Genomic DNA, 25,615 nt, shown 5'->3' with positions numbered 1-25,615 from the left:
AACCTGGATGGATGAGTTGGGCATCTTGGACGACCACCGGTGTCTACACCGGGCGAGGTGGGGTGCTGACCGACGAGGCCGGGACCGTCACGGGCGATCTGACCGTGCACACCACCTGGACCGAGCGCGAAGCACGTGTGGCCGTGCAGTACAGCGGCGCGTCCGACTGGTTCACCATGTCGGGCAGTCCCGTCCCCTGCGCAACCGAGGAGGAGAGCCGCGATCTCCACGACGCCGTCGTGGAGGCGGTCCGGGAGGGGAACGGGGCCACGGTCCCGACGCTCCCCGGACCCCTGGTGTAGGGCCGGCGCCCCGGTGCCGCGAGCACCCGGACACCACGAGCGCCCGGACACCGCGAACACCCGAGCACCACGAAAACCCGAGCACGACACGTATCCGGTACCGCGAGAAGTGTTATCCCTCCCGCGCCCACGGGTCTCCGGAAGACGGGGGACACGGACCCGGGACGAGGGAGCAGATCCATGCACAGCGACGAGCGCCGCACCACCGCCCTTGTGGAGGCGGCCAGGGCCGGTGACGTCCACGCCAGGGACGAGCTGGTCCGCGCCTACCTGCCGCTCGTCCACAACGTCGTGGGCCGCGCCCTCGACGGCCACGCCGACACGGACGACATCGTCCAGGAGACGATGGTCCGCGCCCTGGACGGTCTGAGCGGCCTCCGGGACCCCGCCAGGTTCCGGTCCTGGCTCGTCGCCATCGCGATGAACGGGATACGGCGCCGCTGGCACGAGCGCCGGCAGGCTCCCGTGCCCGGCCTCGACCGGGCCGCCGACCTCGCCGACCCGGCCGGCGACTTCACCGAGCTGACCATCCTCCGCCTCGGCCTCTCCGGGCAGCGCCGCGACGTCGCCCGTGCCACCCGCTGGCTCGACGGGGACGACCGCGAACTCCTCGCCCTGTGGTGGCTGGAGGCCGCGGGCGAGCTGACCCGCGCCGAACTCGCCGAGGGCCTCGGCGTCCCCCCGCAGCACGCCGCCGTGCGGGTCCAGCGCATGAAGGAGCGCCTGGAGACCGGCCGGGCGGTGGTCCGCGCCCTGGACGCCCTGCCGCCGTGCCCTGAGCTGACGGAGATCCTCGCCCCCTGGGACGGCCGGCCGTCCCCGCTCTGGCGCAAGCGGATCGCCCGTCACCTGCGCGCCTGCGACGCCTGTACGTCCCGGGCGACGGGCCGCGGCGGCCTCGCCCCCGTCGAGGGCCTGCTGGTCGGCATCGGCCTCGTCCCCCCGCTCGGCCTCGCCGCCGTGACGGCGGACGGCCCGGACCCGGAACCCGCGGCGTACGGGGAGCCCGCCGCTTCCGGCAGCGGCCCGGACACGGGGCCCGCCGGGCCCGGGAACGGACCGGAGGGGGCGACCGGGAGCGCTCCTGCCGGAGGACCCGGCGTGCACGGGGACGGACCCGCCGCCGGTCCCGGCGGCGGGGGAGAGGCCGCCGGGCGGTGGGCTCCCGGGCGCGGGACGGTCCTCGCCGGGGTCGCCGCCGTCGCCGTGCTCGGGGCCGCCGCCCTCCTCGTACCCTCCGAACCGGAGGCGCGCGTGCGGCCCGAGAAGCCCGTCGCCGCGCCCCCGACCACCCCCGCCCCGGCCACCACGTCCCCGGCACCGCCGCCCACCACCGCCGCCCCCGCGCCGACGACCACCACCCCGACGCCCCGCCCCACCACCCCGCCCCGCCGCCGCCCACCCCCGGGGAGCGGGTGACCGCCCTCGTCAACCGGCTCCGGACGGAGGCCGGCTGCGCCCCGCTGCGCACCGACCCCCGGCTCGTCGCCGCGGCCCGCGCGTACGCCCGCGACATGGTCGCGCGGGGCTACTACGGGCACAGCAGCCCGGAGGGCGACTTCGCGGACGCGCGGATCACCGCCGCGGGCTACTCCTGGAGCGCCTGGGCCGAGAACCTGGCCAGGGGCGCGACCGGCCCGGAGACCGTCGTCGAGGACTGGCGGGACGGCTCGATGCACGAGGAGAACATGCTCGACTGCCGCTACCGGGACACCGGCGTGGCGTCGGTGCCCGGCCCCCGGGGCACGGTCTGGGTGCAGAAGCTGGCCGCGCCCGGGCGGGGATGACGGCCGGATCAGCGCTTGGCGCCGAAGTTCTGCACCCACCAGGGGCCGTTGGAGGTCACGGCCACTCCGACGCCGATGTCCTTGAGCGAGCAGTTGAGGATGTTCGCCCGGTGGCCCGAGCTCCCCATCCAGTCCGCCACGGCCCGCGCCGGGGTCTTCGGCCCGCGGTGGATGTTCTCCGCCCAGGTCGACCACGCGTAACCGGCGCCCTTCATCCGGTCGCCCCCGTCCCGGCCCTCGGGGCTCATGTGCTCGTAGTAGCCGCGGGCGGCCATGTCGGCGGCGTGTCCCTGGGCCGCCGCCCGCAGGTGCTTGTCGGCCCTGAGCGGCCGGCAACCGGCCCGCGTGCGCTCGGTGTTGGTCAGGGCGACGACCTCCTTGACGAACCGCTCGCTCTTCCGGGCGGCGGCCGTCCCGCCCCCGGGGACCAGGACGGGCCGCCGCTCCGACAACTGCGCCCGCGCCTGCTCCGGCCGGACCTCCGGGTCCACCCGTACGGGGACGGGGACGGGGACGGGCACGGTCACGGGCGCGGGGGAGACGGCGGACGCCGGGCCGCCGGCCGTCGAGGCGAGGTACGTCCCCGCCGCCACCGCGAGCGCTACGGCCGCCGTTCCCGTGACGGCGACGGCCGTGCGGAAGGCCGGGCGGTGCCGCCCGGCCGCCCGTGGGGGCCGGGCGGGCCGGTCGGAGGGTCGGGGACGGACGTGGTACCGCATGGGGCTCCGCTCTCTCGCCGGGGTCGCCGGACGGCCGGCGCCGGGGAGGGACGCCGGGGCGACGGTGACAACCCTTTCCGACCCCGGCCGCCCCGACACCCCGCGTCAACCCGGCGCGTCGGCTCACGTCGAAGCGTTTCAGCCCTGCGGGACGACCGCCACCGGGCAGGGAGCCAGATGGAGGGCCGCGTGCGCCACGGAGCCGATCCGCGGTCCGACGGCCCCGCGCTTGGCCCGCCGCCCGACCACCAGGAGCTGCGCGGCCCCCGACTGGGAGAGCAGGACCTGGCCCGCGCTGCCCAGTTCGACGTGCTCCTCGACCCGGACGTCCGGGTACTTCTCCCGCCAGGGGTCGAGGGCTTCGCGCAGCGCCTTCTCCTCGTACGGGACGAGCCCGCCGGCCTCGTCGGCGAGCCGCATCGAGGCCGGGCTGTACGCGTAGAGGGCCGGCAGGCTCCACGCCCGCACGGCCCGCACGGACGCCCCGCGCGCGGCGGCGGTCGCGAAGGCGAAGCCGAGGGCGGCGGCGCTGTCCTCCGGGGTGCCGAGCTGGCCCACGAGCACGTATCCGGCGGGCGGTTCGGCCCCTTCGCCGTCGCGGGACCGGACGGCCACCACGGGGCGGGTGGCGCCGGCGATGATCTGCTGCCCGTACGAGCCGAGCAGGAACCCGGCCACGGGGCCGTGGCCGCGCGAGCCGATGACGAGCATCTCGGCCCGCTCCTCGGTGCCGAGCAGCGCGGCGACCGGGGTGTCGGGCAGGACCTCGGCCGAGAGCTCCAGGTCCGGGTGCCGGCGGGCGATCTCCTCCTCGGCCTCGCGCAGGACCGCGTGCGCGGCCCGCCCCTGGGCCTCGGGGTCCTGGACCAGCGGGAGGTCGAGGGGCTCCCAGCGCCAGGCGTGCGCGAGCCGTAGCGGGAGGCCCCGGTGCAGGGCCTCGCGGGCGGCCCAGTCCGCCGCGGCGAGACTCTCCGGGGAACCGTCCACCCCTGCGACGATCTCACGACTCATCAGAATGCCTCCGTCGGTGCGGTGTCGGGCCCGCCGGCCGGCGGACCCTCTCCCCTCCAGCTTGGGCCCAACGGCCGCCCGGTGGCAGGGTCATACGTCCCGACATGCTGTTTTCCGCTGTGACGGGCGCGTGACGGGAGCGTGACGGCGGTCCGGCTCAGGCCAGCAGGGTGAGCCGGGCGTGGGTGCCGTTGAGATAGTGGTCGCCGATGTCCCGGAGCCGGTGGTCCGCCCGCGTCGGGGCGGTGAGCGCGCGGGCGTTGCGCCAGAAGCGGTCGAACCCCGGCCCGCCGGCCCGGGAGTCGGCACCGGCGGTGCCGTCGACCAGTTCGAGGATGCGGGTGGTGATGTGGACGGCCGCCCGGCCGGTGACGGTCTCGGCCGCCGCCACGAGGACGGAGATGTCGGCGCGCTCCTCCGGGGTCAGCGACCACTCGGCGTGCAGACCGCGGGCGAGGGCGTCCGTCGCCCGCTCCACCACCGCGGCGGCGGCGTGCGCGGCGGTCGCCAGCTCCCCGTAGGCGAGGAGGAGGTACGGGTCGTCCCCGGCCCCGGCCGGGGCGGTGCCGTCCGCGGTCGCCGGGCCGTCCGCGCCGCCGGCCGGCGCCGGCCCGGCCTGGTCGGCGCGGCTGATGTCCCGGGCCTCGGCCAGCGCCCCCTCGGCGATGCCGAGGCCGACCTGGGTGAGGAGCAGCCGCAGGGCGAGCGGGGCGAGGGTGGTGAACGGGGCGACGGCGTGCTCGTCGTGCGGGAGGACGCCGAGGACGTGCTCGGACGGTACGGGGACGTGATCGAAGGTGACGGTGCCCGCGCCGGCCAGGCGCTGCCCGACCCGGTCCGTGCCCGCGTCGGTGAACACCCCCGGGTGGGCCGGGTCCACCAGGACGACCAGCAGGTCGCCGGTGCCGCCGGGGCGCGCGCCGACGACGAGCCGGTCGGCCACCGTGACGCCGGACGCGAAGGCGCGGCGCCCGTCGAGGATCCAGCCGCCGCCGCTGCCCTCGGCGGGGGTGAGCACGAGGCCGGGGCCGGTCGCGGGGCGCGGCGGTTCGACGCCCCCGGCGAGCAGCCAGCGCTCCTCGGCCGTACACACGTCGAGGGCGAGCGGGCGGCGGGCGGCGCCCGGGGCCTCCGGGGCGGACGAGGCGCGGGGGGCGGGCGCCTCGTGCGCGGGGCCGAAGAAGCGGCTGCTCCAGGACAGCGCGTAGTGGTGGGCGAGGAGTTCGCCCACGGAGCTGTCGGCGGCGGAGATCTCCCGTACGACCGCGCACGCGGCCCGCCAGTCGGCGCCCCGCCGGGACGGCCCCGGCGCCGTGAGGAGGGCGGGCAGTCCCGCCTCCTGGAGCCGGGCGACCTCGTCGAAGGGGGCCTTGCCGGCCCGGTCCCTCGTCAGGGCGTCCACGGCGAGGTCGTCGGCGAGCTCCCGGGTGACGCGGGGCCAGATCTCGTCGTCGGCGGGCCGGTCGACGGCCCGTCCGGCCGGGGCGGAGGCGGTGCGTACAGCTGGTCTCTTCGGCGATTTCCTCGGCGTACTCACGTCACCTCACATGATCCCTAGTATTCCCACTGGAATAGTAGGGATAGTGGCAGAGGTGATCGCTCCTCCCCAAGGGGCGTCCGCAGATTGGACAGCGTCGTCTTGATTCTCGAGACGGGGCCAAGTCGCCGCAGGTCGTGAGGGGTTGACCCGGCCGGTCGGGGCGGGGCAGGGGCGGGGCAGAGGTGGATCAGGGAGGGGGCGGGGGTGGTTCGGGGGCGGATCAGGGATTGGTCCAGGCCTCCGGGTCGTCGGCGAGCGCGACGATCCCGGCCGGCAGCTCCGCCGCCGCCACCTCCGCGAGCGAGACCCCAAGGACCTCGCGGACTCCCGCCCGGAGCGCGATCCACAACGTCAGGAGCGACTCGGCCGGGCCCGTGTACGACAGCTCCGGCGGCCGCTCCCCGCGCACCGAGACCAGCGGGCCGTCCACGCAGCGGATGACCTCCGCGACCGAGATCGTCTCGGCGGGCCTGGCCAGCCAGTACCCGCCGTTGCCGCCGCGCTGGCTCTGCACCAGGCCGCCCTTGCGCATGTCCCCGAGGATGCTCTCCAGGAACTTGTGCGAGATGCCCTGGTCCTCCGCGATGGCCTCGGCCTTCAGCGGGCCCGCGTCCCGGGCGGCGGCGAGCTGGAGGGCGGCACGCACCGCGTAGTCGGCCCTGGCTGAAATGCGCATGCGCGCATTATTCCGTACGGTCGTGACGGATCCGCGCGCCCGTGGGGCGCGCCGTACCGCGCCGTGAGACGAGCCGTACCGCACCCTTGACGCCGCCCGTGACCGGTCGGACACTCAGGGACGGGAAAACCGAGCGAACGGGTAGGAAACCATGGGACGCACCGGCCGGAGGGACACCGCATCCGCCGCGCTCCTCCCGCGCTCCCTGCCCCTGACGTCCCGCCGCCACATCGACCTGCTGCGGGTCTGCAGCGCCGCGTAGTCGCCGCCGTCTCCCGGGCGGCCGGTACGCGCCTCCGCCCGCCGGGCCCCTTTCGCCGCGGTCCGCCCGCCTCCTCCTGTACGCATCTCCGCCGATCCGGCCCCGTCCGGCCGGCCCCGTCGCCGCGCCGCCGCGACCGGCGCCGCCGCGCGCCGCCCGGCCCGGCACCGAGCATCCCCGAGGGAGAAGCATGTCCGTCGTCCCGTCCTCGCTGCTGCCCGCCTCCGCCGCGCCGGCCTTCCGCGGCCGCATCGGCCGCGACGTGCGCAGCGGCCACTACGCCGTACCGCACCGCTACCGCCTCCACGTCGCCCCGTCGAGTCCCGGCTGTCTGGGCATCGCCCTCGTCCACGGCCTGCTCGGACTCGACGACACCCTCCCGCTCGCGGTCCTGCCCGACACCCCCGACGCGCCCGACGGCGGATACGCGGCCCTCCGCCCGCTGTACGAGGCCAGCGCCCACCTGTACGACGGTCCCGCCTCCGCGCCCGTCCTCAGCGACGGCTGGACCGGCCGCATCGTCACCACCCACGTCCCCGACATCCTCCGGGACCTCGCCCTGCGCTTCCGCGGCGACGGCCCCGACCTGCTGCCGGAGGAACACCGCGCCGAGACCGACGCCGTGGCCGACCTGTGCGAGCGGAACGTCAACCGGGCCGCCCAGCGGGCCGGCGAACTCGGACTGGACGACGGGGCCGCCCACCACGAACCCCTCGGCGTCCTCTTCGCCGCGCTCGACTCCCTGGAGCGCCGCCTCGCCCACCGGCCGTACGTCCTCGGCGACGGGCCGACCCTCGCCGACGTGCACGTCTGGGTCACCCTCGTCCAGCTCGACACCGTCCACCGCTGGCACCTGGACGCCGCCGCCATGGACCGGGTCGCCGACCACCCGGCCCTCTGGGCGTACGCCCAACGCCTGGCCGTGCGGCCCGAGTTCGCCCGCCACCTCGACATCGACGCCGTCCTGCGCCGCCACCGCTCCCACTGCCGGGGCCGTGAGGCGGCGGGCGCGGGCATCCGCATCGTCGACTGGTCGGCCGCCCCGCGCTGACGGCCCGGGAACGGGGTCCGGGGGGCACACTCCCCGGACCCCGGCACCTCCGCGTCCTCCCCCGCGGTCACCCACCGTGTCCGCGCGGGTCGCGGGTGTGGCCGACGGCCGCCAGTATGGAGCGACGCAGGAACAGGAGGACGCCATGCTGCTGCCCGACAGGAACACGGTCGACCGGTTGCTCCGGCACTACCGCGCCCAGGAGCGGACCGTGCTCGCCCGGCCGTGCGACCTGTCGGCCCGCCGGCGCTTCGAGGACACGGCGTACACCCTCTGCGTCCTGATGGGGGAGCGCAGCGCCCGCGCGGCGGTCCGCGCCGCCGAACGGTACGTGACCGGGAACCGCGCCCCGGCCCGGCCGGCCCTGGAGGGCCTGCCCGGGGCATGATCCTCCCGGCCCCGGACCGCTGCGCACTGACGCGGCGCGTACCGCCGGAGGAGATCAGGAATCGAGAAGCGCCGACACCGTGTCCCCCATTAGCGTGACAGCCATGGGCATCGCGGCCCGCCTCGAGGATCGGATTCGAGGACCGGATCCGGGGACCGGACGCGATGGACCACCCTTTCGGCCCCGCGCGACAGCTGGAGACACGATGAGCAAGGCCCCCAGGTCGGACGAGCAGACGTCCGCCCCGCACGCTGCCGACCGGCACGACCTGATCCGTGTGCACGGCGCGCGCGAGAACAACCTCAAGGACGTCAGCATCGAGATCCCGAAGCGCCGCCTCACGGTCTTCACCGGCGTCTCGGGCTCGGGCAAGAGCTCCCTCGTCTTCGACACGGTCGCCGCCGAGTCGCAGCGGCTGATCAACGAGACCTACAGCTCCTTCGTCCAGGGCTTCATGCCGACCCTGTCCCGGCCCGAGGTGGACGTCCTCGAAGGCCTCACCACCGCGATCATCGTGGACCAGCAGCGCCTCGGCGCCGACCCGCGCTCCACGGTCGGCACCGCCACCGACGCCAACGCGATGCTCCGCATCCTCTTCAGCCGGCTCGGCAAGCCCCACATCGGGCCGCCGAGCGCGTACTCCTTCAACGTCCCCTCCGTACGGGCGAGCGGCGCGATCACCGTCGAGAAGGGCGCCAAGAAGGCCGTGAAGGCCACCTTCGAGCGCACCGGCGGCATGTGTACGCGCTGCGAGGGCCGGGGCACGGTCTCCGACATCGACCTCACCCAGCTCTACGACGACTCCAAGTCCCTGGACGAGGGCGCGCTCACCATCCCCGGCTACACCACCGGCGGCTGGAACTACCGCCTCTACACCGACTCCGGCCTCGTCGACCCGGCCAAGCCGATCCGCTCGTACACGAAGAAGGAACTGGACGCCTTCCTCCACCACGAGCCGACCCGGATGAAGATCGCGGGCATCAACATGACCTACGAAGGTCTGATCCCCCGCATCCAGAAGTCCTTCCTGGCCAAGGACAAGGAGGGCATGCAGCCCCACATCCGGGCGTTCGTGGAGCGGGCCGTCACCTTCACCACCTGCCCCGAGTGCGACGGCACCCGGCTCGCCGAGGGCGCCCGCGCCTCGAAGATCGGGAAGGTCAGCATCGCCGACGCCTGCGCGATGCAGATCAGCGACCTGGCCGCCTGGGTCCGAGACCTGGACGAGCCCTCGGTGGCCCCGCTGCTCACCGCGCTCCAGCTGACCCTCGACTCGTTCGTGGAGATCGGCCTCGGCTACCTCTCCCTCGACCGCCCGGCGGGCACCCTCTCGGGCGGTGAGGCGCAGCGCGTCAAGATGATCCGTCACCTCGGCTCCTCGCTCACCGACGTCACCTACGTGTTCGACGAGCCCACCGTCGGCCTGCACCCCCACGACATCCGGCGGATGAACGACCTCCTGCTCCAGCTGCGCGACAAGGGGAACACGGTCCTCGTCGTCGAGCACAAGCCCGAGGCGATCGCCATCGCCGATCACGTCGTGGACCTCGGCCCCGGCGCCGGCACGGCCGGCGGCACCGTCTGCTTCGAGGGCACCGTCGAGGGCCTGCGGGCCTCCGGCACCGTCACCGGCCGCCACCTGGACGACCGCGCCGCCCTCAAGGACGCGGTGCGCGAGCCCACCGGGGCCCTGGAGATCCGCGGCGCGTCCGCGCACAACCTGCGCGACGTCGACGTGGACATCCCCCTCGGGGTCCTCACCGTCGTCACCGGCGTCGCCGGCTCCGGCAAGAGCTCCCTCGTCCACGGCTCGCTCCCCGCCGGCGAGGAGGTGGTCTCCGTCGACCAGAGCCCGATCCGCGGCTCCCGGCGCAGCAACCCCGCCACGTACACCGGCCTGCTCGACCCGATCCGCAAGGCCTTCGCCAAGGCCAACGGCGTCAAGCCGGCCCTCTTCAGCGCCAACTCCGAGGGCGCCTGCCCCACCTGCAACGGCGCCGGCGTCATCTACACCGACCTCGGCATGATGGCCGGCACCTCCTCCACCTGCGAGGACTGCGAGGGCAAGCGGTTCCAGGCCGCGGTGCTCGAATACCTCCTCGGCGGCCGGGACATCAGCGAGGTCCTCGCGATGTCCGTGACCGAGGCCGAGGAGTTCTTCGCCTCCGGCGAGGCCGCCACCCCGGCCGCGCGGCGGATCCTCGCCCGGCTCACCGACGTCGGCCTCGGCTACCTGACCCTCGGCCAGCCGCTCACCACGCTCTCCGGCGGCGAGCGGCAGCGGCTCAAGCTCGCCACCCACATGGGCGAGAAGGGCGGGATCTACGTCCTGGACGAGCCGACCACCGGGCTCCACCTCGCCGACGTCGAGCAGCTCCTCGGCCTGCTCGACCGGCTCGTGGACTCCGGCAAGTCCGTCATCGTCGTGGAGCACCACCAGGCGGTCATGGCGCACGCCGACTGGATCATCGACCTCGGCCCCGGCGCCGGTCACGACGGCGGCCGGATCGTCTTCGAGGGCACCCCCGCCGACCTGGTCGCCGCCCGCTCCACCCTCACGGGGGAGCACCTCGCGGAGTACGTCGGCGCCTGACCGAAGGGATCGGGGGCCGGGGGTGGGGCGTACGGCCCCGCGCCCCGCGCTCCTGCTTGCCCCGGTGCGGATGCCCGCTCCGGTACGGACGTCTACTCCTGTACGGAGTCGCCGGTGTCGGCGCCCGCCCGGCGCCGCCACCCCCACAGTCCGAGCGCCGCCGCGCAGGCCGCGCCGATCAGGCCCAGCGGGAGCCCGGCCGACGCGCCCGAGGGCGCCGCCGCGGGAGAGGCGTCCTTCCCGAGGGAGGCCGTTCCGGGGGCACCCTCGGCCACGGCGTCCCGCGCGGGACCGTCCGGTCCCGACGCACCCGGTGCGGCGGCGTCCTTCTCGGGAGAGCCCGACGCCGGAGCGCTCCGGACCGGGGCGTCCTTCTCGCCCTTCTCGGGCTTCCCGGAATTCTCGGAAGCGCCCTCGGCGGAAGTGCCCTTCGCCGGGGCGTCCTTCGCGGGGGCGTCCCCGGGCCGGGCCTCCTTGGCGGGCTCGGCCCCCGCCGCCTCCGCCCGGGGCGCCGCCGCGGCCCCGTCCCGTCCGTCACGGGCCGCCGCCACGGCACGGGTGTCCGCCTCGGCCTTCGCGCGCTCCGGCAGCAGCGAACCCACCGGCCGGACGTGCTCCGCCGCCTCGAAGCCCCAGTCGAGCAGCGACCGCGCCTCCTCGTACACGGCGTACCCGCCGCCCTCCTGGGGGTTCATCACCGACACGACGAGGGTCCGGCCGTCCCGCTTGGCCGCGGAGACCAGCGTGTTGCCCGCGTTGCTCGTGTAGCCGTTCTTGATGCCGATGAGCCCCGGGTAGCGCTCCACCCCGTTCTCGCCGGTCAGGAGCCGGTTGGTGTTGGCGATGCCGTACGACCACGAGCCCGCCGGGAAGTCCGCGTACCGCGTCGAGCAGTACCGGGTGAACGCGGGGTCCTGGAGCCCGGCCCGCCCGAAGACCGCCAGGTCGTACGCGGAGGACACCTGCCCCGGCGCGTCGTAGCCGTCCGGGGAGACCACGTGGGTGTCGTTCGCGCCCAGGGAGCGGGCCTTCTCCTGCATCTTCCGGGCCATCGCGTCCCAGCCGCCGTTCATCGCGGCGAGCACGTGCACCGCGTCGTTCCCGGAGCTGAGGAAGACGCCGTTCCACAGGTCCGAGACCTTGTACGTGTACCCCTCCTTGATCCCCACCAGGCTGCTGCCCGCCCCGATGCCGGTCAGCTCGGAATCGGCCACGGTGTGCTGCTCGGAAGGATCGTGGTGGGGGAGCGCGGTGAGGGCGAACAGCGCCTTGAGCGTGCTGGCCGGCGGCAGCTTCCGGTGCGCGTCCCGGGCGGCCAGCACCTCGCCCGTGGAGGCGTCCGCGACCACCCACGACAGCGCGGAGGCCGAGGGCAGCCGGGGCGCGCCCGCCAGCGGCTGCACCTGCACGCCCCGCCGGTCGAGCCGGGCCGGGTCGACGTGCCCGCGCGCGGGCGGGGTGGGTTCCCCGAGGGCGGAGGCCGGGGAACCGAACGAGACGGAGGAGACGGACGGGGCCGTGGGGGCGGGGGAGGCGACGGCCGCCGGAACGGGCAGCACGAACAGCAGGGCCGCGGAACCGGCGGCAGCGTGACGGACAGCTGACGTGACGATCATTCGGCCACCGTAGGGATGAGGTGAAGAACCCGCAGATCGAAGTGCGCCGACCGGGGGAGCGGGTGTGGCGTACGGCGGCGCGTCGTGAGCCGACCGGGTGGTTCCGGCCCGCCACCGGACGCCCGGGGGGCACGGGTGACGCGCCCTCACACCCGTACCGGAGCAACCCCGTTCCGTACGGGAGCCCCCGTCCCCCGTCGTGCCGTCGCCCCGGCCGACCGCCCGGCCGGACGGGACGCCGTGCCGGTCAATCCCGTACGTGGGCAACGGCGTTGACCGTAGGATCCGACCACTCGCGTGCCGCACCGGCCCGTCTCCGCAGACAGGAGTTCCCTCCGTGAACACCGCCCGTCCCGAGAACGCCGCCCGTACCGAGAACCCCGCCGACACCGCGAACGCCTCCCCTACCGCGTCCACCGCGAACGCGCCGCACTCCACCGCCCCCGCCGGCCGGGCGCCCCACCGCATGGACCCGGCGGGCGGCTGCCCGCACGCGGACAACGCGCGGCTGCTCGCCGGGGGCGCCGTGACCCCGGTGGTCCTGCCCGGCGAGGTCGAGGGCATGGCGGTCCTGGGCCACGGCGCGCTGCGCGAGTTCCTCTCCCACCCCGACGTCGCCAAGGGCGCCCGGCACTTCACCGCCCTCGCCGAGGGCCGCATACCCGACGGCTGGCCGCTGCGGACCTTCGCCACCGTCCCCGGCATGACCACCGCGGACGGCGCCGACCACCGACGGCTGCGCACCCTGGTCAGCAGCGCCTTCACCGCCCGCCGGGTCGAGGAGCTCCGGCCGCGCGTCGAAGCGGTCACCGCCGGACTCCTCGACGGACTCGCCGGGGCCGCCGCGGCCGGCGACGGCGTCGCCGACCTGCGCCGGCACTACGCGCTGCCGCTGCCGCTCGGCGTCATCTGCGAACTGCTCGGCGTGGACCCGGCCCACCAGGACCGGCTGCACCACCTCTCCGGCCTGGTCGTCGCCACCGACACCGAGCCCGCGCGGGCCGTCGCCGCCAACCGGGAACTCGTCGAACTCCTGGCCTCCATCGTCACCGCCAGGGCCGCCGCCCCCGGCGACGACCTCACCAGCGCCCTCATCGCCGCCCACGGCGAGGACGGCGACCGGCTCACCGGGCCCGAGCTGATCGGCACGCTGCTCCTGATGATCGTCGCGGGCCACGAGACCACCCTGAACCTGATCACCAACGCCGTCCGGGCCCTCTGCGCCCACCGCGACCAGCTCGCCCTGGTGGTCGAGGGCCGCGCGACCTGGGCGGACGTGGTGGAGGAGACCCTGCGCTGGGACAGCCCGGTCAGCTACTTCCCGTTCCGCTACCCGACCCGCGACCTCACCGTCGACGGCACCCTCATCCCCCGGGGCACCCCCGTCCTGGCCGGGTACTCGGCGGCGGGCCGCGACACGGAGGCCCACGGCCCGGACGCCGACCGCTTCGACATCACCCGCACCGCGACGGCGAAGCACCTCTCCCTCGGCCACGGCCCCCACTACTGCCTGGGCGCCCCGCTCGCCCGCCTGGAGGCCACGACCGCCCTGGAAGCGCTCTTCACCCGCTTCCCCGACCTGGACCTGGCCGTCCCGGAGGAGGACCTGGTCCGCCACGCCGGCTTCGTCGGCAACAGCGTCCGCGAGCTCCCGGTCCGACCGGCCCGCTGACCTTCCGGTCCGACCGGACCGCCGGCCCCCCGGCACGGCACCGGCCCGCCGGCCTTCCGGTGCGGCGTCGGCCCGCTGACCTCCCCTCGCGGCGCCGGGCCGCCCGGCGAAGTCCTCAGCCCGTCCACCCCCAGGCCGTCGGGGAAGGGGTCCGCAGGGTGGAGACGACGCGCAGCAGCCGGTCCTCGTTCCCGGCGAGGCCGGCCGCGCGGAGCGCCTCGTCGGCCTCCGCCATCGGACGGGTGAGCATCGCTCCCGCGTACGGCACGAGCCGCGGATCGGCCAGCACGGCCCGGGTGGATTCGAGCAGCCGCAGGTACGCCTGGGCCGCCGCGCGCTCGTCGGCGGTGATCGTGGTCATGTCGGGCTCCCTCTCGACAGTTCGGCTCCCACCACCCTCTCGCACGCCTCTGACAATCCGGTTCAGCCCCGCCCGCCGACGCCTCACGCCTCCGTAGCCCCTCCTACTCCTCCCACCCCTCCGCCCCGACCGTCACGGGCCCGCCGGCCGGGTCCACTCCCCGCGTCCAGCCGGGCCCGAGCCGTACGGAACGCCACGGCACGAGCGTGGCGGGCAGTCGTTCCCGCCGCAGCCGCGCGCCGTCCTGCGAGACGGTCAGGACCGGCCGTACGAGACGGCTTTCCGCCCGTACGAGCAGGGGCCCGGCCTCCGGGCCGAGAAGGCCGGGCGCCACCCACCGCAGCGGCCCCACCGCCGTGACCGGCACCGTGCCGACGGACCGGGACGTGCCGCCGGAATGGCCGTCGCGGAGGTGGTCGAGTACCGCGTCGGCCGCCGCCCGCCCCTCGGCGGCGGCCACCGCGGCCGGTTCCCCGCCGTGCAGCAGGTTGCCGGCCGCGAAGACCCCGGGAGCGGCGGTGCGGAAGGCGCCGTCCGTCACCGGGCCCCGCGTGCCCGGCGCGAGCGGCAGCCCGCGGGCACGGGCGAGCTCGTGGTCCGGGATCCAGTCGCCGGTGAGGACCACCGTGTCGCACCGCAGGACGGACGCCCGGCCGTCCCGCCCCCGGACCGCGACCCCGGTCGGTCGCCCGCGCCCGAGCAGCTTCGTCACGACGGTGCCGGTGAGCAGCGGCACGGACCCGAAGGAGACGGCCGCGTAAGGGAGTTCGGTGACGACCGCCGCCACCTCCACCCCGGCCGAGCGCAGCGTCCGCACCGCGCTCCGGGCCACCGGATCGCCGCCGACGACCACCGCCCGCCGTCCCACGTACTCCCGTCCCGCGTTCCTCTTCCGCCCCCCGAACAGCGCGACCGTCCGCTGGAGTTCGCCCGTGGTCAGCACTCCGGCGGGCCGTGTCCCCGGGAGGAGCCGGGCGCTGCGGGGCCGTTCGCGCGCACCGGTGGCGAGGACCACCGCCCGCGCCCCGATCCGTTCGAGCCCAGCCGGGGAGGTGACGTCCAGGGCGAGCGGCCCGGCCCAGCCCGTGGCCGAGGCGCCGGTGCGGACGACGGCCCCGGCCCGCAGCGCCTCCCGCACCGCGCGCCGCGCGTGGCCCGGCCCGTCCAGGGGCCGTCCCCGCGCGTCCGCGCCGAACCCCGGGCGCGCGCAGTGGCGCGGGACCCCGCCCGCGGCCGGCTCCCGCTCCAGGACCTCGACGCGGCCCGCGCCCGCCGCCGCGAGCCGGGTGGCGGCGGCGAGACCCGCGGGCCCCGCGCCCACGACGAGCACGTCGACCGTACGGTTCACCGGCCTCCTCCTCCGTTCTGCTCCGTCGGGGGCCGTGCCTCCTCGAACAGCGCCCGGACCTCCGCGCCGCAGAAGTTCCCCTGGCAGCGGCCGCCCCGGGCGCGGGTCCTGCGCCGCAGCCCGTCGAGGCCGCCCGGCGGGATCGTGGAGGCGAGCGCGGCCCGGATCTCGCCCCGGGTGACCCGCTCGCAGTGGCAGACGATCGCCCCGAAGTCGGGGTCGCGGGCGATGAGTCCGGCGTCCCGGTACGGCCGGGGGAAGACCTCCCCGAGGTTCGGCATGCGGACCGGGGCGAGCGGCCGTTCCGGTCCCGGGTCGAGCCCGCAGTCGGCCAGGAGGCCGAGCACGTGCTCGGCGATCGCCAGGGAGGCGCTGAGTCCGGTGGAGCGGATCCCGCCCACCGTCACGTACCGCAGGGCGGGGTGCGCGGCGATGCGGTAGTCCTCCTGTCCGGTGGCGGCCCGCAGCCCCGCGTAGACGGCGGTGACCTCCTCGTCGAGCAGCGCGGGCAGGACCCGGCCGCCCTGTTCGAGGAGGCCGGCGATCCCCTCGGCCGTGGTGCCGGTCGCCGTCTTGTCGTCCAGGTCCTCGGCGGTGGGCCCGAGCATGACGTTCCCGTACACGGTGGGGGAGACGAGCACGCCCTTGCCGAGCGGTCCGGGCACGGGGAGCAGGATGTGCCGGACCAGGTCGCGGGCGAACTTGTCGAAGACGAGCAGCTGGCCCCGGCGCGGGGTGACGGTGAAGTCCTCGCGCCCGACCAGGGCGTCGAAGGCGTCGGCGTACAGCCCGCAGGCGTTGACGAGGAGGCGGGTCCGGAGCGTGCCGCGCCGGGTGGCGAGCCGGTGGTGCGGGGTGCCCGGCCGAACCCCCTCCACCCGGCAGTTCAGGTGCAGGTCCACCCCGGAGCGGACGGCCTGCGTGGCGTACGCGAGGACGGTCGTCCACGGGCAGACGATCGACTCGCCCGGCACGTCGAGCGCGGCGAGCGCCCCGGGCCCCAAGTGGGTCTCACGTGCGGCCAGTTCGTCGGCGTCGATGATCCGGGTGCCGTGGTGGCCGTTGCGTCCGGCCTTCTCGGCGAGGCGGGGGAGCGCGGCGAGCTGTCCCTCGTCCCGGGCGACGAGCAGGGCGCCGAGCGGTTCCACGGGGATGCCGGTCTCCCGCGCGTACGCGGTGAGCAGCCGGTGGCCCTCGCGGACGAGCCGCGCCTCCAGGGTGCCGGGCACGGCGTCGAAACCGGTGTGCAGAATCGCGGTGTTGGCCTTCGAGGTGCCGTCGCCCACGTCGTTCGCGGCCTCCACGAGGGCGACCCGCAGCGGGTGGCGGGCTAGCGCGCGGGCGATCGCGGTCCCGACGACCCCGGCGCCGACGACCACGACGTCGTACGCGGCGCCCTCGCCGTCCGGGAGCGGCCCCGACCGGGTGACCTCCCCGGAGGTCCTCACACCGCCCCGCCGTCGGCCGCCGTCGCACCCGGCCGCTCCAGCAGCGCCGCGACCTCCGCGCGGAACCGCGCGAGGCGCGTCCTCGCCTCGTCGGCGGAGATCCGGGGCTCGTACACCGCCGACGGCTTCCACTCCGGTACGGCCTCCCGGAGCGCGAGCCCCGGGAAGCGGCCCAGGCGGGCGACCGCGCCGACCCCGAGGGCCGTGGCGTCGGGCAGGGCGGAGACCTCGACGGGCCGTTGCAGCAGGTCGGCCTGGGTCTGCATGAGCAGCGCGCTCCGGGTCAGGCCGCCGTCGGCGCGCAGCGAGGTCAGCGGCGCGCCCCGGTCCGCCGCCGCGGCCGAGGCCAGCTCCACGACCTGGGCGGCGATGCCCTCGCACAGGGCCCGGACCAGGTGCCCGGGGCCGGTGTCCAGGCCGAGGCCGGTGAGCGAGCCGCGCACGTCCCCCCGCCACCAGGGCGCGGCGAGCCCCGCGAACGCGGGGACGAACGCGACGCCCCCGCTGTCCGGGACGGCGCCGCCGACCGCGTCCAGCTCCCCGGCCCCGGAGATCACCCCGAGGTCGGTGAGCCAGCGGACGGCCGAGGCCACCGTGTACACCTGGCCGTCCAGGCAGTGGGTGACGCGCCCGCCGAGCCGCCAGGCGACACAGCTCACCAGGCCCGAGGCGGCCCGCAGCGGCTCGGAGCCGGTCCGCGCGAGCAGGAACGCCCCCGTGCCGTACGTGCACTTGGCGGCGGCCGGGTCGTCGGCGCTCTGCGCGAGCAGCGCCGCCTGCTGGTCCACCAGGAGGCCGGTGAGGGGGAGCGGCGGACCGAAGGCGCTCGTGGTGCCCACCGGCTCGTCGCAGTCCACCACCCGGGGCAGCGGCTCGTCGCCGAGTCCGTACCGGTCGCGGGCGGTCCGCGACCAGGCGACCGTGTCGAGGTCGAGGAGTCCGGTGCGCCCGGCGGTCGCCGCGTCGGTGACGAAGGCGCCGGTGAGCCGGTGCGCGAGCCAGGCGTCGCTGGTGGTGACGGCGCCCGCGCCGGTGGCGTGGCGGCGGATCCAGGCCATCTTCGGCGCGGCGAAGTACGGGTCCACCGGGAGGCCGGTCAGTCGGCGCAACTCCTCCGCGTGTGGGGCGAGTTCCGCGCAGATTCCGGCGGCCCTGCGGTCCTGCCAGACGAGCGCGTCGGTGAGCGGTTCACCGGTGGCGGGGTCCCAGGCGAGCACGGTCTCGCCCTGGTTGGCGAGGCCCACGGCCACGACCGGGACGCCCGCGTCGGCGAGCGCCGCCCGTCCCGCGGCGACCACGGAGTCGTACAGCTCGCGCGGGTCGACCTCGACCAGGCCGCCCGGCAGGTACCGGGGCCGGACCGGCGCCGTACCGCTGCCGAGGACGCCGCGCTCCGGACAGAGGACGAGGGCCTTCGTGCCCGACGTGCCCTGATCGACGGCGAGTACCGGGCCGCCCGTCATCCTGCCGCTCCCGTCCGTGGTCCCGTTCGGTGACCGTCCGGTCACCGAAAAGGGTCAGGGTGCCGCCGCCGGAGGGTCGCGTCAAGCCTCGCCGGGCGACCCCGTCAGGTCCGCCGCCGTACCTGACAGTAAGTCAAATTCAGTCGTTGGCTTAATAGTTGCCGTAGAAAAAGAAAGTGGACCGGTCGAGTCCAGAGCGCTCTATAGTGATCGCCGATCAACGGGCGGGACACCCCCCGAGGGCCTGACCACCCCTTACCACCCACCGAGGAACCATGCCACCCACATCACGCCCCGCCCCCTGATGGCCGGCCGAGGCTTCCGGCCCGTCTACCATCCGGCGGGCCACGACCACGCCCTGCGCCACGCCCTCCAGGACTTACGCACCGGCCGCTGGGCCGCCATGGCACGGCTGCTCGACGAGACCTCCGACTGGAGCGCCTGGACCCGGCGCACCCAGGTCCTCGCCACCGTCGCCGCCGGCACCGACGTCGTCCGCATCTGGCGCGCCGAACAACCCGAGAGCCCCGCCGCGGCCGTGATGCACAGCCGCGTCGCCGTCGAGCGGGCCGTACGCGCCCACCGCTCCGGCCACGCCCGCGCCGGGCAGCTCTGCCAGGAGGCCAGGGCCGCCTGCCACGAGGCCGGCGACCGCTCGCCCGCCGACCCGGTGCCCTGGGTGGGACTGCTCGCCCTCGCCGCCCTCGACGGGCCCCGGCACCCGGCCGAGCACCGGGCCGCCCCGCCGGCCCCCATGCTGCCGCCCGGCCCCTGGGGCCTGCTCGCCGAGTCGGAGAAGCGCCACCCGCACAACCGCGAGGCGCACCACCGCATGCTCCAGTTCGTCTACGCCCGGCGCTCCGGACCGCTCTCCGAGGCCGTCAACTACTCCCACTGGGCCGCCTCCACGGCCCCCGTCGGCTCCGCCCTGCACGCCCTCCCGCTCTACGTGCGCGTCGAGCGCTACCGGCGCGAGCGCGGCCACGAGCGCGCCCTCGACCTCCACTGGGTCGCCGAGGACGCCGTGCGCGAGGTCCGGCGGGCCCTGGACACCTGGTTCTTCTTCTGCGCGGTCGACGAGGCCTCCCTGCTCGACCTCAACCACCTGGCCCACGCCCTCTTCGGCGCCCTCCGCTTCGCCGACGCGGCCCGGGTCTTCGAGGCGCTCGGCCCGTACTACACGACGCTGCCGTGGGCCTACCGGACCGCCCGCCCGGACGACCGCGCCCTCGCCGAAGAGGTCTTCCTGCGGGCCCGCGCCCGCTGTCTCGGCGACTGAGGCCCCGGCCCCCGTCCCTCTCCTCGTACCTTCCGCTCACTCCCGTCCCCGGAGGAACCATGTCCCGCACCGACGCCCCGACCGACGCGATACGCAAGCCACCGCCCGTCCAGGACGAGGAGGAGCGGCTGAGAGAACTCGGCTACCAGCCCGTCCTCGCCCGCCGCATGAACGGCTTCGGCAACTTCGCGATCAGCTTCTCGGTCATCTCGATCCTCTCCGGCTGCATGACCCTCTACGGCTTCGGCCTGGGGACCGGCGGCCCCGCCGTCATGCTGTGGGGCTGGGCCGGCGTCGGCCTCTTCGTCCTCTGCGTGGGCCTCGCCCTCGCCGAGGTCACCAGCGCCTACCCGACCTCCGGCGCCCTCTACTACATGGCCGACCGGCTCGGCGGACGCCGCTGGGGCTGGTACACCGGCTGGCTCAACCTCCTCGGCCTGCTCGGCGCCATCGCCGGCATCGACTACGGCGCCGCCCTCTTCACCGGGGCCTTCCTCAACCTCCAGTGGGGCTTCGAACCCACCGCCGGCTCCACCTTCCTCATCTTCCTGGCGATCCTGCTGCTCCACGCCGTCCTGAACCTCTTCGGCGTCCGCCTGGTCAGCGTGCTCAACTCCATCAGCGTGTGGTGGCACCTGGCCGGCGTCGCGGTCATCGTCGGCGCCCTCGCGATCATCCCGGAGCGCCACCAGTCCGCCGAGTTCGTCTTCACCGAGTTCGTCAACGACACCGGCTGGGCCAACCCCTTCTACGTCGCCGCGATCGGCCTGCTCCTGGCCCAGTACACCTTCAGCGGCTACGACGCCTCCGCCCACCTCTCCGAGGAGACCTCGAACGCCTCCGTCGCCGCCGCCAAGGGCATCGTGCGGGCCATCTGGGTCTCCTGGATCGCCGGCTTCGCCCTGCTCGCCGGACTGACCTTCGCCATCCAGGACTACGCCGCCACCCAGAACAGCGCCACCGGCGTCCCGCCCGCCCAGATCCTCCTGGACGCGCTCGGCACCGGCGGGGCCACTGCCCTGCTGCTCGTCGTGATCGTCGCCCAGCTCTTCTGCGGCAACGCCGAGGTGGCGGCGGCGAGCCGGATGGTCTTCGCCTTCAGCCGGGACAACGCCCTCCCGGGCTCGGCGCTCTGGCGGAAGGTCAGCGCCCGCACCCAGACCCCCGTACCGGCCGTCTGGCTCTCGGTCGGCGTGGCCGCGCTCATCGCCGTGCCCTCGCTGTACTCGGCCACCGCCTACGGCGCCGTGACCGCCATCAACGTCATCGGCATCACGCCCGCCTACGCCATCCCGATCTACCTGCGGCTGCGCGCCGGGAAGCGGTTCACCCCCGGCCCGTGGAACCTGGGCCGCTGGAGCAGGCCGATCGGCTGGACCGCCGTCGTCTGGGTGGCGTTCGTGACCGTCCTCTTCTGCCTGCCGCAGAAGTCGCCGGTGACGGTGGACACCATGAACTACGCCGTCATCGCCCTCGCCGTCGTCCTCGTCCTGGCCAGCGTCTGGTGGTACGTCGCCCGCCGCTCGTACGGCACGCCGACCGCGTACGGCACGGCCCGCGAGGAGGCGGACATCGCGGAGGGGATCGTCTAGGGCTTTGCGCGAAGGAACGCTTCGCACGGGAACGCCCGGGCCGGACCGCCGCCGCCCGGGTGCCCCCGTGTCCGCGTCCTCAGGCGCTGAACTCGTAGGTCCAGGCCGCCGAGCGGGCCGCGACATCGATGTCCGTGATCTCCAGGGCGTGCCCGTGCTGGTCGCTGACCACCCGGTGGACGAGCAGCCGGGCCGCGCCGCCCGTCGTTCCGGAGCCGGCCGGCACGCCCACCGACTCCCGGTGGACGATCCGCAGCCCCGCCTGGTGCATCCAGTGGTAGAGGAGCCGCAGGTCGGGCTGCTGCCGGCAGTCCCGGCCCCGCCGGTAGCGGGCCAGTTGGGGGATCTCGGCGAGCGCCGGCCGGGAGAACCACGACACCGCCCGCTGGAGCGCCGAGCCCCGCGGGTCGAGCACCACGTGCCGGTGGACGAGCGTCGGCTCGCCGGGGGCGAGCAGGAGGCGCGGCGCGAGCGGGACGGGCGGCGGCTCCCAGGCGAGCGAGGCCCGCACCAGCGTCCCCGCCGCGCGGGGCCCGCCGGGGAAGGCCGGCCGGTGGACCCTGGGAGCGGGGTCCTCGGCGCGGGCCTCGGTCCCGGGCCCGGCGGCGAAGGTGCCGCGCCGGTCGGTGACGACGAGCCCCTCCTCGCGGAGGAGCTGGAGCGCGCTGCGCACGGTCTGCCGGTTGACGTGGTAGCGCTGGGACAGCGAACGCTCCGAAGGGAGCCGGCTGCCGGGGGAGATGCGCCGCTGGGCGAGATCCTCACGCAGGGCGGCGGCGACCCGGAGGTAGAGCGGCGCTTCCGCCGCCGCCCCGGAATCGGGCTCGGCCATGATCAACCCTCTCTTTGCTCAGCGTGACCGCATGGGTCGTATGGGTGATCAATTTCTATCATTGGTCTAAACCATTCTGCCAGTCCTGTCGGAAAGAGTGGCCGAAACGCGCGTTGCGCCTTGTAATGAGGTTCCAGGTGACGGGGCCGAGTCCGCCCCGGCGGAAGAGGCGGGTGAGGCCGGATGACGACGCCGTCGGAACGCGCCGCACGGGGCAGGGCGGCCCGCAAACGCGTCTCCCGGTCCTCCCACGGCCGCTGGATACCCAGCTCCCAGCGCCCCGACCCCCTGGAGGTCCTGGAGCGCCAGGCCCGGGACCGGCTGCCCGACCTCGTCCCCCTCCGGTACGGCAGGATGGCGGCCTCCCCCTTCGCGTTCCTGCGCGGCGCCGCCGCCGTCATGGCCGCCGACCTCGGCGCCCAGCCCGACACCGGCCTCACCGTCCAGCTCTGCGGCGACGCCCACCTCCTCAACTTCGGCGTCTACGCCTCACCCGAACGGACGCTCCTCTTCGACGTGAACGACTTCGACGAGACCCTCCCCGGCCCCTTCGAATGGGACGTGAAACGGCTCGCCGCGAGCGTCACCGTCGCCGCCCTCCAGAACGGCGCCACCAGGCCCAAGGCCCGCCGCGCCGCCCTCGTCGCCGTCGAGTCCTACCGCACCTCCATGCGCCGCCTCGCCGGCCTCGGGGAGCTCACCGTCTGGTACGAGCGGATCGCCGCCGACGACCTCCCGGCCCTGGTCCACCGGGGCGACCGCGCCCGCCTGGAGAACCGGCTCGCCCGCGCCCGCCGCCGCACCAGCCTCCAGGCCTTCGCCAAGCTCACCGAGGCGGACGCGACCGGACACCGGCACTTCGTCGAGGACCCCCCGCTCCTCGAACGCACCACGGACATCGACCGGATCACCCTCGGCAAGGTCTTCAGCGACTACCGCAGCTCCCTCGCCGAGGAGCGGCGGCTGCTCCTCGACCGCTACCGCTTCCTCGACGCCGCCCGCAAGGTCGTCGGGGTCGGCAGCGTCGGCACCCGCTGCTTCGTCCTCCTCCTCGAAGGCCGGGACGAGGGCGACCCGCTCATCCTCCAGATCAAGGAGGCCGGCCCCTCCGTCCTGGAGGAGTACCTGGCACCGACCGCCTACCCCCACCAGGGACAGCGGGTCGTCTGCGGCCAGCGCCTCGTCCAGGCCGCCGGCGACATCTTCCTCGGCTGGATGACCGGCCCCGAACAGCGCCACTTCTACTGGCGCCAGCTGCGCGACATGAAGGGCTCGGCCGAGGTGGAGACCATGTCCCCGGCCCTGCTGCGGGAGTACGCGCGGCTCTGCGGCCGGGCCCTGGCCCGCGCCCACGCCCGCTCCGGCGACCGCGTCGCCATCGCCGCCTACCTCGGCGGCTCGGACGTCTTCGACCGCGCCGTCGCCGATTTCGCGCTCGCCTACGCCCACCAGAACGCCGACGACTACGCGGCCCTCGGCGCGGCCATCGCCGCCGGCATGATCACGGCGGCCCCGGACGCCTGAAACGGCCCGGGGGCCCGGGGCGGCGGTCGGCGACCACCGCCGGCCCCGGCCCTCACCCGTACGGCCTACGCCTCGCGCCACAGCGGCGGCCCGGACGGAGTCTCGACGGGCGGCCCGAAGAGCACCGCCCGGGCCACCGGCGGGGCGAACAGGGCCGTCAGCGGACCGGTCAGGGCGATCGCCGAGCGGAACGGCCTCCCCACCACCGGGTCGCCCGCCACCCGCTGGAGCACCCGGCCCAGGTACCAGTCGGCCGCCCGGTCCAGCGTCCCGGAACGCGCCGCGTCACCGGTCGCGCCGGGCATCTTCCGGTCGGCCCCCGCCGAGATGTCCCAGGCCTGCCGCGAGGCGTCCAGGAGTGCCCGCTGCACGACCCGGGTCGTCGGCGTCCGCCTCGGGTCGGCGAGCGCCCGGCGCAGCGCGACCGCGCCGAGCGCGGCGACCGCCATGCCCTGCCCGTAGATCGGGTTGAAGGCGCACAGCGCGTCACCGGTGGCGAGGAAACCGGCCGGGCGGCGCCCGGGGCGGTCGTACCGGCGCCGGACGTTGGCGGTCTTCCGGAAGCCGTACACCGGCGACTCCGGCTCCGCCCGGGCCAGCCAGTCGCTGATCATCGGGTGCGGCAGCCGCTTGGCGTACTCCTCGAACGCGCCCTCCTCGACGGGCGGTTCGTCGCCGCGCAGCCCCGAGAGGGTGACCAGGTGCCGCCCGTCGCCGAGCGGCAGCACCACACCGCCGTACACCTGTGCGGGGTTCGGCACGATGTAGTAGCCGATCGCGTCGGTGTCCGTGCCGCCGGACGGGTCGCGGTAGACCCGGGTCGCGTACGCGAGGCCCGTGTCGAGGGTCTCCTCGTGCGGCGCCTCCGCGCCGATGCCCGCCAGCCAGTCCGACGCCTTCGTGGACCGCCCGGAGGCGTCCACCACGAGATCGGCCGCCAGGGTGCGGGTCTCCCCGCCGGCTCCCGCGCCGCGCTCCCGCAGCCGCACGCCCCGCACGCGCGAGGAGTCGCCGGTCAGGGCCACGGTCTCGGTGCCCTCGACCAGTTCGATCCGCGGATCGGCGAGCACCCGCCGCCGCACCAGCCACTCCAGCTGGGGGCGCGGACCGGAGTAGAAGTGCACGGCCGCGGCCGTACGGCGGTACCACGCGCCGTTCTGCCACTGGACCATGTCCTCGGGCATGCCCACCTTCGGCGCGCCGAGTTCCCGCAGCTCGTCCATGAAGCCGGGGAGCAGTTCGTCGAGCGCCCGCTGCCCGCCCTCGATGAGGACGTGGAGGTGCCGGCCCTGCGGGACGCCCGGCCTCGCCCCCGGCCCTTCGGGGAGCCGGTCGCGCTCGACGACCGTCACCCGCTCCGCGTGCTCGGCGAGGACCCGTGCGGCAAGCAGTCCAGCGAGACTTCCCCCGATGACCACCGCGTGACGTGTCGTGCGGCGCCCCAAGTCGTCGGCCATACCCGCCCTTTCGTTCGTGGAACCGGCAGCCCCCAGTATCGCCCGGCACCGGCCCCCACCCGCCGGGGCTACTCCTCCCGATCCAGTTCCGCAAGGGCACCGGTCAGCCATTCCACCCAGAAGCGCTCCAGGTCGATCCCGCCCCGCAGGACGAGATGGCGCAGCCGGTCCGGTTCGGTCCTCCGCCGCTCGGGCGGGAAGTCCCGGTCCTCGATCGCGCGGTACTCCTCCAACTGCCCTCGGTGCAGGGCGAGGTGGCGCTCCAGCTCGGCCCGGAGGCCCGGCGCGCCGACCATCGCGGCCGCCCGCATCCGCAGCAGCAGGGCGGACCGCATCGGCTTGGGGTCCTCGGACCTGGCGACCCAGTCGCCCAGCTCGGCGCGGCCCGCGGGCAGCACCTCGTACTCCTTCCGCCGCCCCCGGACGGGCACCGGGGAGGGCAGGGCGCGGATGTGGCCCGCCTGCTCCAGCCTGCCCAGCTCGCGGTAGATCTGCTGGTGCGTGGCCGACCAGAAGTAGCCGATCGACTTGTCGAAGCGGCGCGTCAGTTCGAGTCCGGAGGACGGCTTCTCGAGCAGGGCGGTGAGGATCGCGTGCGGGAGGGACATGCTCGCATCCTAGGTTCGGGGGCCGCGGCGACCACCGCGACCGCGACGGTCGTAGTGGTCACCGCGTGTGGATCACCGGGCGGTGC

At 75.4% G+C, this 25,615-nt stretch carries 21 protein-coding genes and 1 pseudogene; 10 read left to right on the top strand and 12 right to left on the bottom strand.

Going from position 1 to position 25,615, the window contains the following annotated elements; all coding sequences use genetic code 11:
• The first annotated feature begins 11 nt into the window (after positions 1-11).
• From CP977_RS03745 to CP977_RS35325, 3 genes are all read left to right on the top strand, one after another.
• Complete coding sequence (locus CP977_RS03745) at positions 12-302, top strand: hypothetical protein (RefSeq protein ID WP_062757467.1); 291 nt, start codon at positions 12-14, stop codon at positions 300-302.
• Positions 303-482: 180 nt separating this feature from the next.
• On the top strand, positions 483-1,721 hold the full coding sequence (locus tag CP977_RS03740; RefSeq protein WP_341874315.1) for an RNA polymerase sigma factor: 1,239 nt from the start codon (positions 483-485) through the stop codon (positions 1,719-1,721).
• Positions 1,718-2,089 carry a CAP domain-containing protein gene (locus CP977_RS35325; protein WP_341874314.1) on the top strand — a complete coding sequence of 124 codons (372 nt, stop codon included), beginning with the start codon at positions 1,718-1,720 and terminating at the stop codon, positions 2,087-2,089. The genes CP977_RS03740 and CP977_RS35325 overlap by 4 nt, the downstream gene beginning before the upstream one ends.
• Before the next feature lie 8 nt (positions 2,090-2,097).
• Here CP977_RS35325 and CP977_RS03735 read toward each other — a convergent pair whose 3' ends face one another.
• The 4 genes from CP977_RS03735 to CP977_RS03720 all read right to left on the bottom strand — a co-directional run bounded on the left by CP977_RS03735 (position 2,098) and on the right by CP977_RS03720 (position 6,035).
• Positions 2,098-2,808 (bottom strand): CAP domain-containing protein, encoded by a 711-nt coding sequence (locus tag CP977_RS03735; RefSeq protein ID WP_152369601.1) that lies wholly within the window; start codon positions 2,806-2,808, stop codon positions 2,098-2,100.
• A gap of 138 nt (positions 2,809-2,946) precedes the next feature.
• Positions 2,947-3,819, bottom strand: a complete 873-nt coding sequence (locus CP977_RS03730; RefSeq protein WP_062757461.1) for a universal stress protein — start codon at positions 3,817-3,819, stop codon at positions 2,947-2,949.
• 157 nt (positions 3,820-3,976) lie between these two features.
• On the bottom strand, positions 3,977-5,356 hold the full coding sequence (locus tag CP977_RS03725) for an acyl-CoA dehydrogenase family protein (RefSeq protein WP_062757459.1): 1,380 nt from the start codon (positions 5,354-5,356) through the stop codon (positions 3,977-3,979).
• A gap of 223 nt (positions 5,357-5,579) precedes the next feature.
• On the bottom strand, positions 5,580-6,035 hold the full coding sequence (locus CP977_RS03720; RefSeq protein ID WP_062757457.1) for an RrF2 family transcriptional regulator: 456 nt from the start codon (positions 6,033-6,035) through the stop codon (positions 5,580-5,582).
• A gap of 452 nt (positions 6,036-6,487) precedes the next feature.
• On the opposite strand from CP977_RS03720, the gene CP977_RS03715 reads away from it, so the two are divergent.
• From CP977_RS03715 to CP977_RS03705, 3 genes are all read left to right on the top strand, one after another.
• Positions 6,488-7,348 (top strand): glutathione S-transferase C-terminal domain-containing protein, encoded by an 861-nt coding sequence (locus tag CP977_RS03715; RefSeq protein WP_109186423.1) that lies wholly within the window; start codon positions 6,488-6,490, stop codon positions 7,346-7,348.
• A 145-nt stretch (positions 7,349-7,493) separates the two neighbouring features.
• A complete protein-coding gene (locus CP977_RS03710; RefSeq protein ID WP_030213455.1) occupies positions 7,494-7,736 on the top strand; it encodes a DUF5133 domain-containing protein in 243 nt (80 codons plus the stop codon).
• 205 nt (positions 7,737-7,941) lie between these two features.
• Entirely contained in the window at positions 7,942-10,329 is a 2,388-nt protein-coding gene (locus tag CP977_RS03705) for an ATP-binding cassette domain-containing protein (protein ID WP_152369600.1), read from the top strand.
• Between the two features lie 476 nt (positions 10,330-10,805).
• On the opposite strand, the pseudogene CP977_RS03700 reads toward CP977_RS03705, so the two are convergent.
• Positions 10,806-11,945, bottom strand: a pseudogene (locus CP977_RS03700) (D-alanyl-D-alanine carboxypeptidase family protein); the annotation flags it as partial.
• A 466-nt stretch (positions 11,946-12,411) separates the two neighbouring features.
• On the opposite strand from CP977_RS03700, the gene CP977_RS03695 reads away from it, so the two are divergent.
• Positions 12,412-13,617 (top strand): cytochrome P450 family protein, encoded by a 1,206-nt coding sequence (locus CP977_RS03695; protein ID WP_062759172.1) that lies wholly within the window; start codon positions 12,412-12,414, stop codon positions 13,615-13,617.
• A 115-nt stretch (positions 13,618-13,732) separates the two neighbouring features.
• Here CP977_RS03695 and CP977_RS03690 read toward each other — a convergent pair whose 3' ends face one another.
• The 4 genes from CP977_RS03690 to CP977_RS03675 form a co-directional block, all read right to left on the bottom strand.
• Positions 13,733-13,978: a hypothetical protein gene (locus CP977_RS03690; protein WP_062757450.1), complete on the bottom strand. Its 246-nt coding sequence runs from the start codon at positions 13,976-13,978 to the stop codon at positions 13,733-13,735.
• Positions 13,979-14,081: 103 nt separating this feature from the next.
• The gene (locus CP977_RS03685) at positions 14,082-15,326 is read right to left on the bottom strand and encodes an FAD-dependent oxidoreductase (RefSeq protein WP_062757447.1); all 1,245 of its coding nucleotides are present in this window, start codon (positions 15,324-15,326) and stop codon (positions 14,082-14,084) included.
• Positions 15,323-16,774: an FAD-dependent oxidoreductase gene (locus CP977_RS03680; protein ID WP_152369598.1), complete on the bottom strand. Its 1,452-nt coding sequence runs from the start codon at positions 16,772-16,774 to the stop codon at positions 15,323-15,325. The genes CP977_RS03685 and CP977_RS03680 overlap by 4 nt, the downstream gene beginning before the upstream one ends.
• Positions 16,771-18,237 (bottom strand): FGGY family carbohydrate kinase, encoded by a 1,467-nt coding sequence (locus CP977_RS03675; protein WP_152369597.1) that lies wholly within the window; start codon positions 18,235-18,237, stop codon positions 16,771-16,773. Before CP977_RS03675 ends, CP977_RS03680 begins: the two co-directional genes overlap by 4 nt.
• A 304-nt stretch (positions 18,238-18,541) precedes the next feature.
• Here CP977_RS03675 and CP977_RS03670 point away from each other — a divergent pair, with 304 nt between their 5' ends.
• Positions 18,542-19,516, top strand: a complete 975-nt coding sequence (locus CP977_RS03670) for a hypothetical protein (protein WP_062757439.1) — start codon at positions 18,542-18,544, stop codon at positions 19,514-19,516.
• 59 nt (positions 19,517-19,575) lie between these two features.
• Entirely contained in the window at positions 19,576-21,108 is a 1,533-nt protein-coding gene (locus CP977_RS03665) for an amino acid permease (protein ID WP_062757436.1), read from the top strand.
• A gap of 79 nt (positions 21,109-21,187) precedes the next feature.
• Here CP977_RS03665 and CP977_RS03660 read toward each other — a convergent pair whose 3' ends face one another.
• The gene (locus tag CP977_RS03660; protein ID WP_062757431.1) at positions 21,188-21,940 is read right to left on the bottom strand and encodes a GntR family transcriptional regulator; all 753 of its coding nucleotides are present in this window, start codon (positions 21,938-21,940) and stop codon (positions 21,188-21,190) included.
• 183 nt (positions 21,941-22,123) lie between these two features.
• Here CP977_RS03660 and CP977_RS03655 point away from each other — a divergent pair, with 183 nt between their 5' ends.
• Positions 22,124-23,464: a DUF2252 domain-containing protein gene (locus CP977_RS03655; RefSeq protein WP_062757429.1), complete on the top strand. Its 1,341-nt coding sequence runs from the start codon at positions 22,124-22,126 to the stop codon at positions 23,462-23,464.
• A 65-nt stretch (positions 23,465-23,529) separates the two neighbouring features.
• Here the strand turns inward: CP977_RS03655 and CP977_RS03650 are convergent, their stop codons facing one another.
• On the bottom strand, positions 23,530-24,921 hold the full coding sequence (locus CP977_RS03650; protein ID WP_152369596.1) for an FAD-dependent monooxygenase: 1,392 nt from the start codon (positions 24,919-24,921) through the stop codon (positions 23,530-23,532).
• A 68-nt stretch (positions 24,922-24,989) separates the two neighbouring features.
• Positions 24,990-25,529, bottom strand: a complete 540-nt coding sequence (locus tag CP977_RS03645; protein ID WP_152369595.1) for a PadR family transcriptional regulator — start codon at positions 25,527-25,529, stop codon at positions 24,990-24,992.
• Between the last annotated feature and the right edge of the window lie 86 nt (positions 25,530-25,615).

The sequence above is a fragment of the Streptomyces cinereoruber genome, from assembly GCF_009299385.1.
Classification (GTDB): domain Bacteria; phylum Actinomycetota; class Actinomycetes; order Streptomycetales; family Streptomycetaceae; genus Streptomyces; species Streptomyces bikiniensis.
This window is presented reverse-complemented; position numbering and strand designations above follow the sequence as displayed.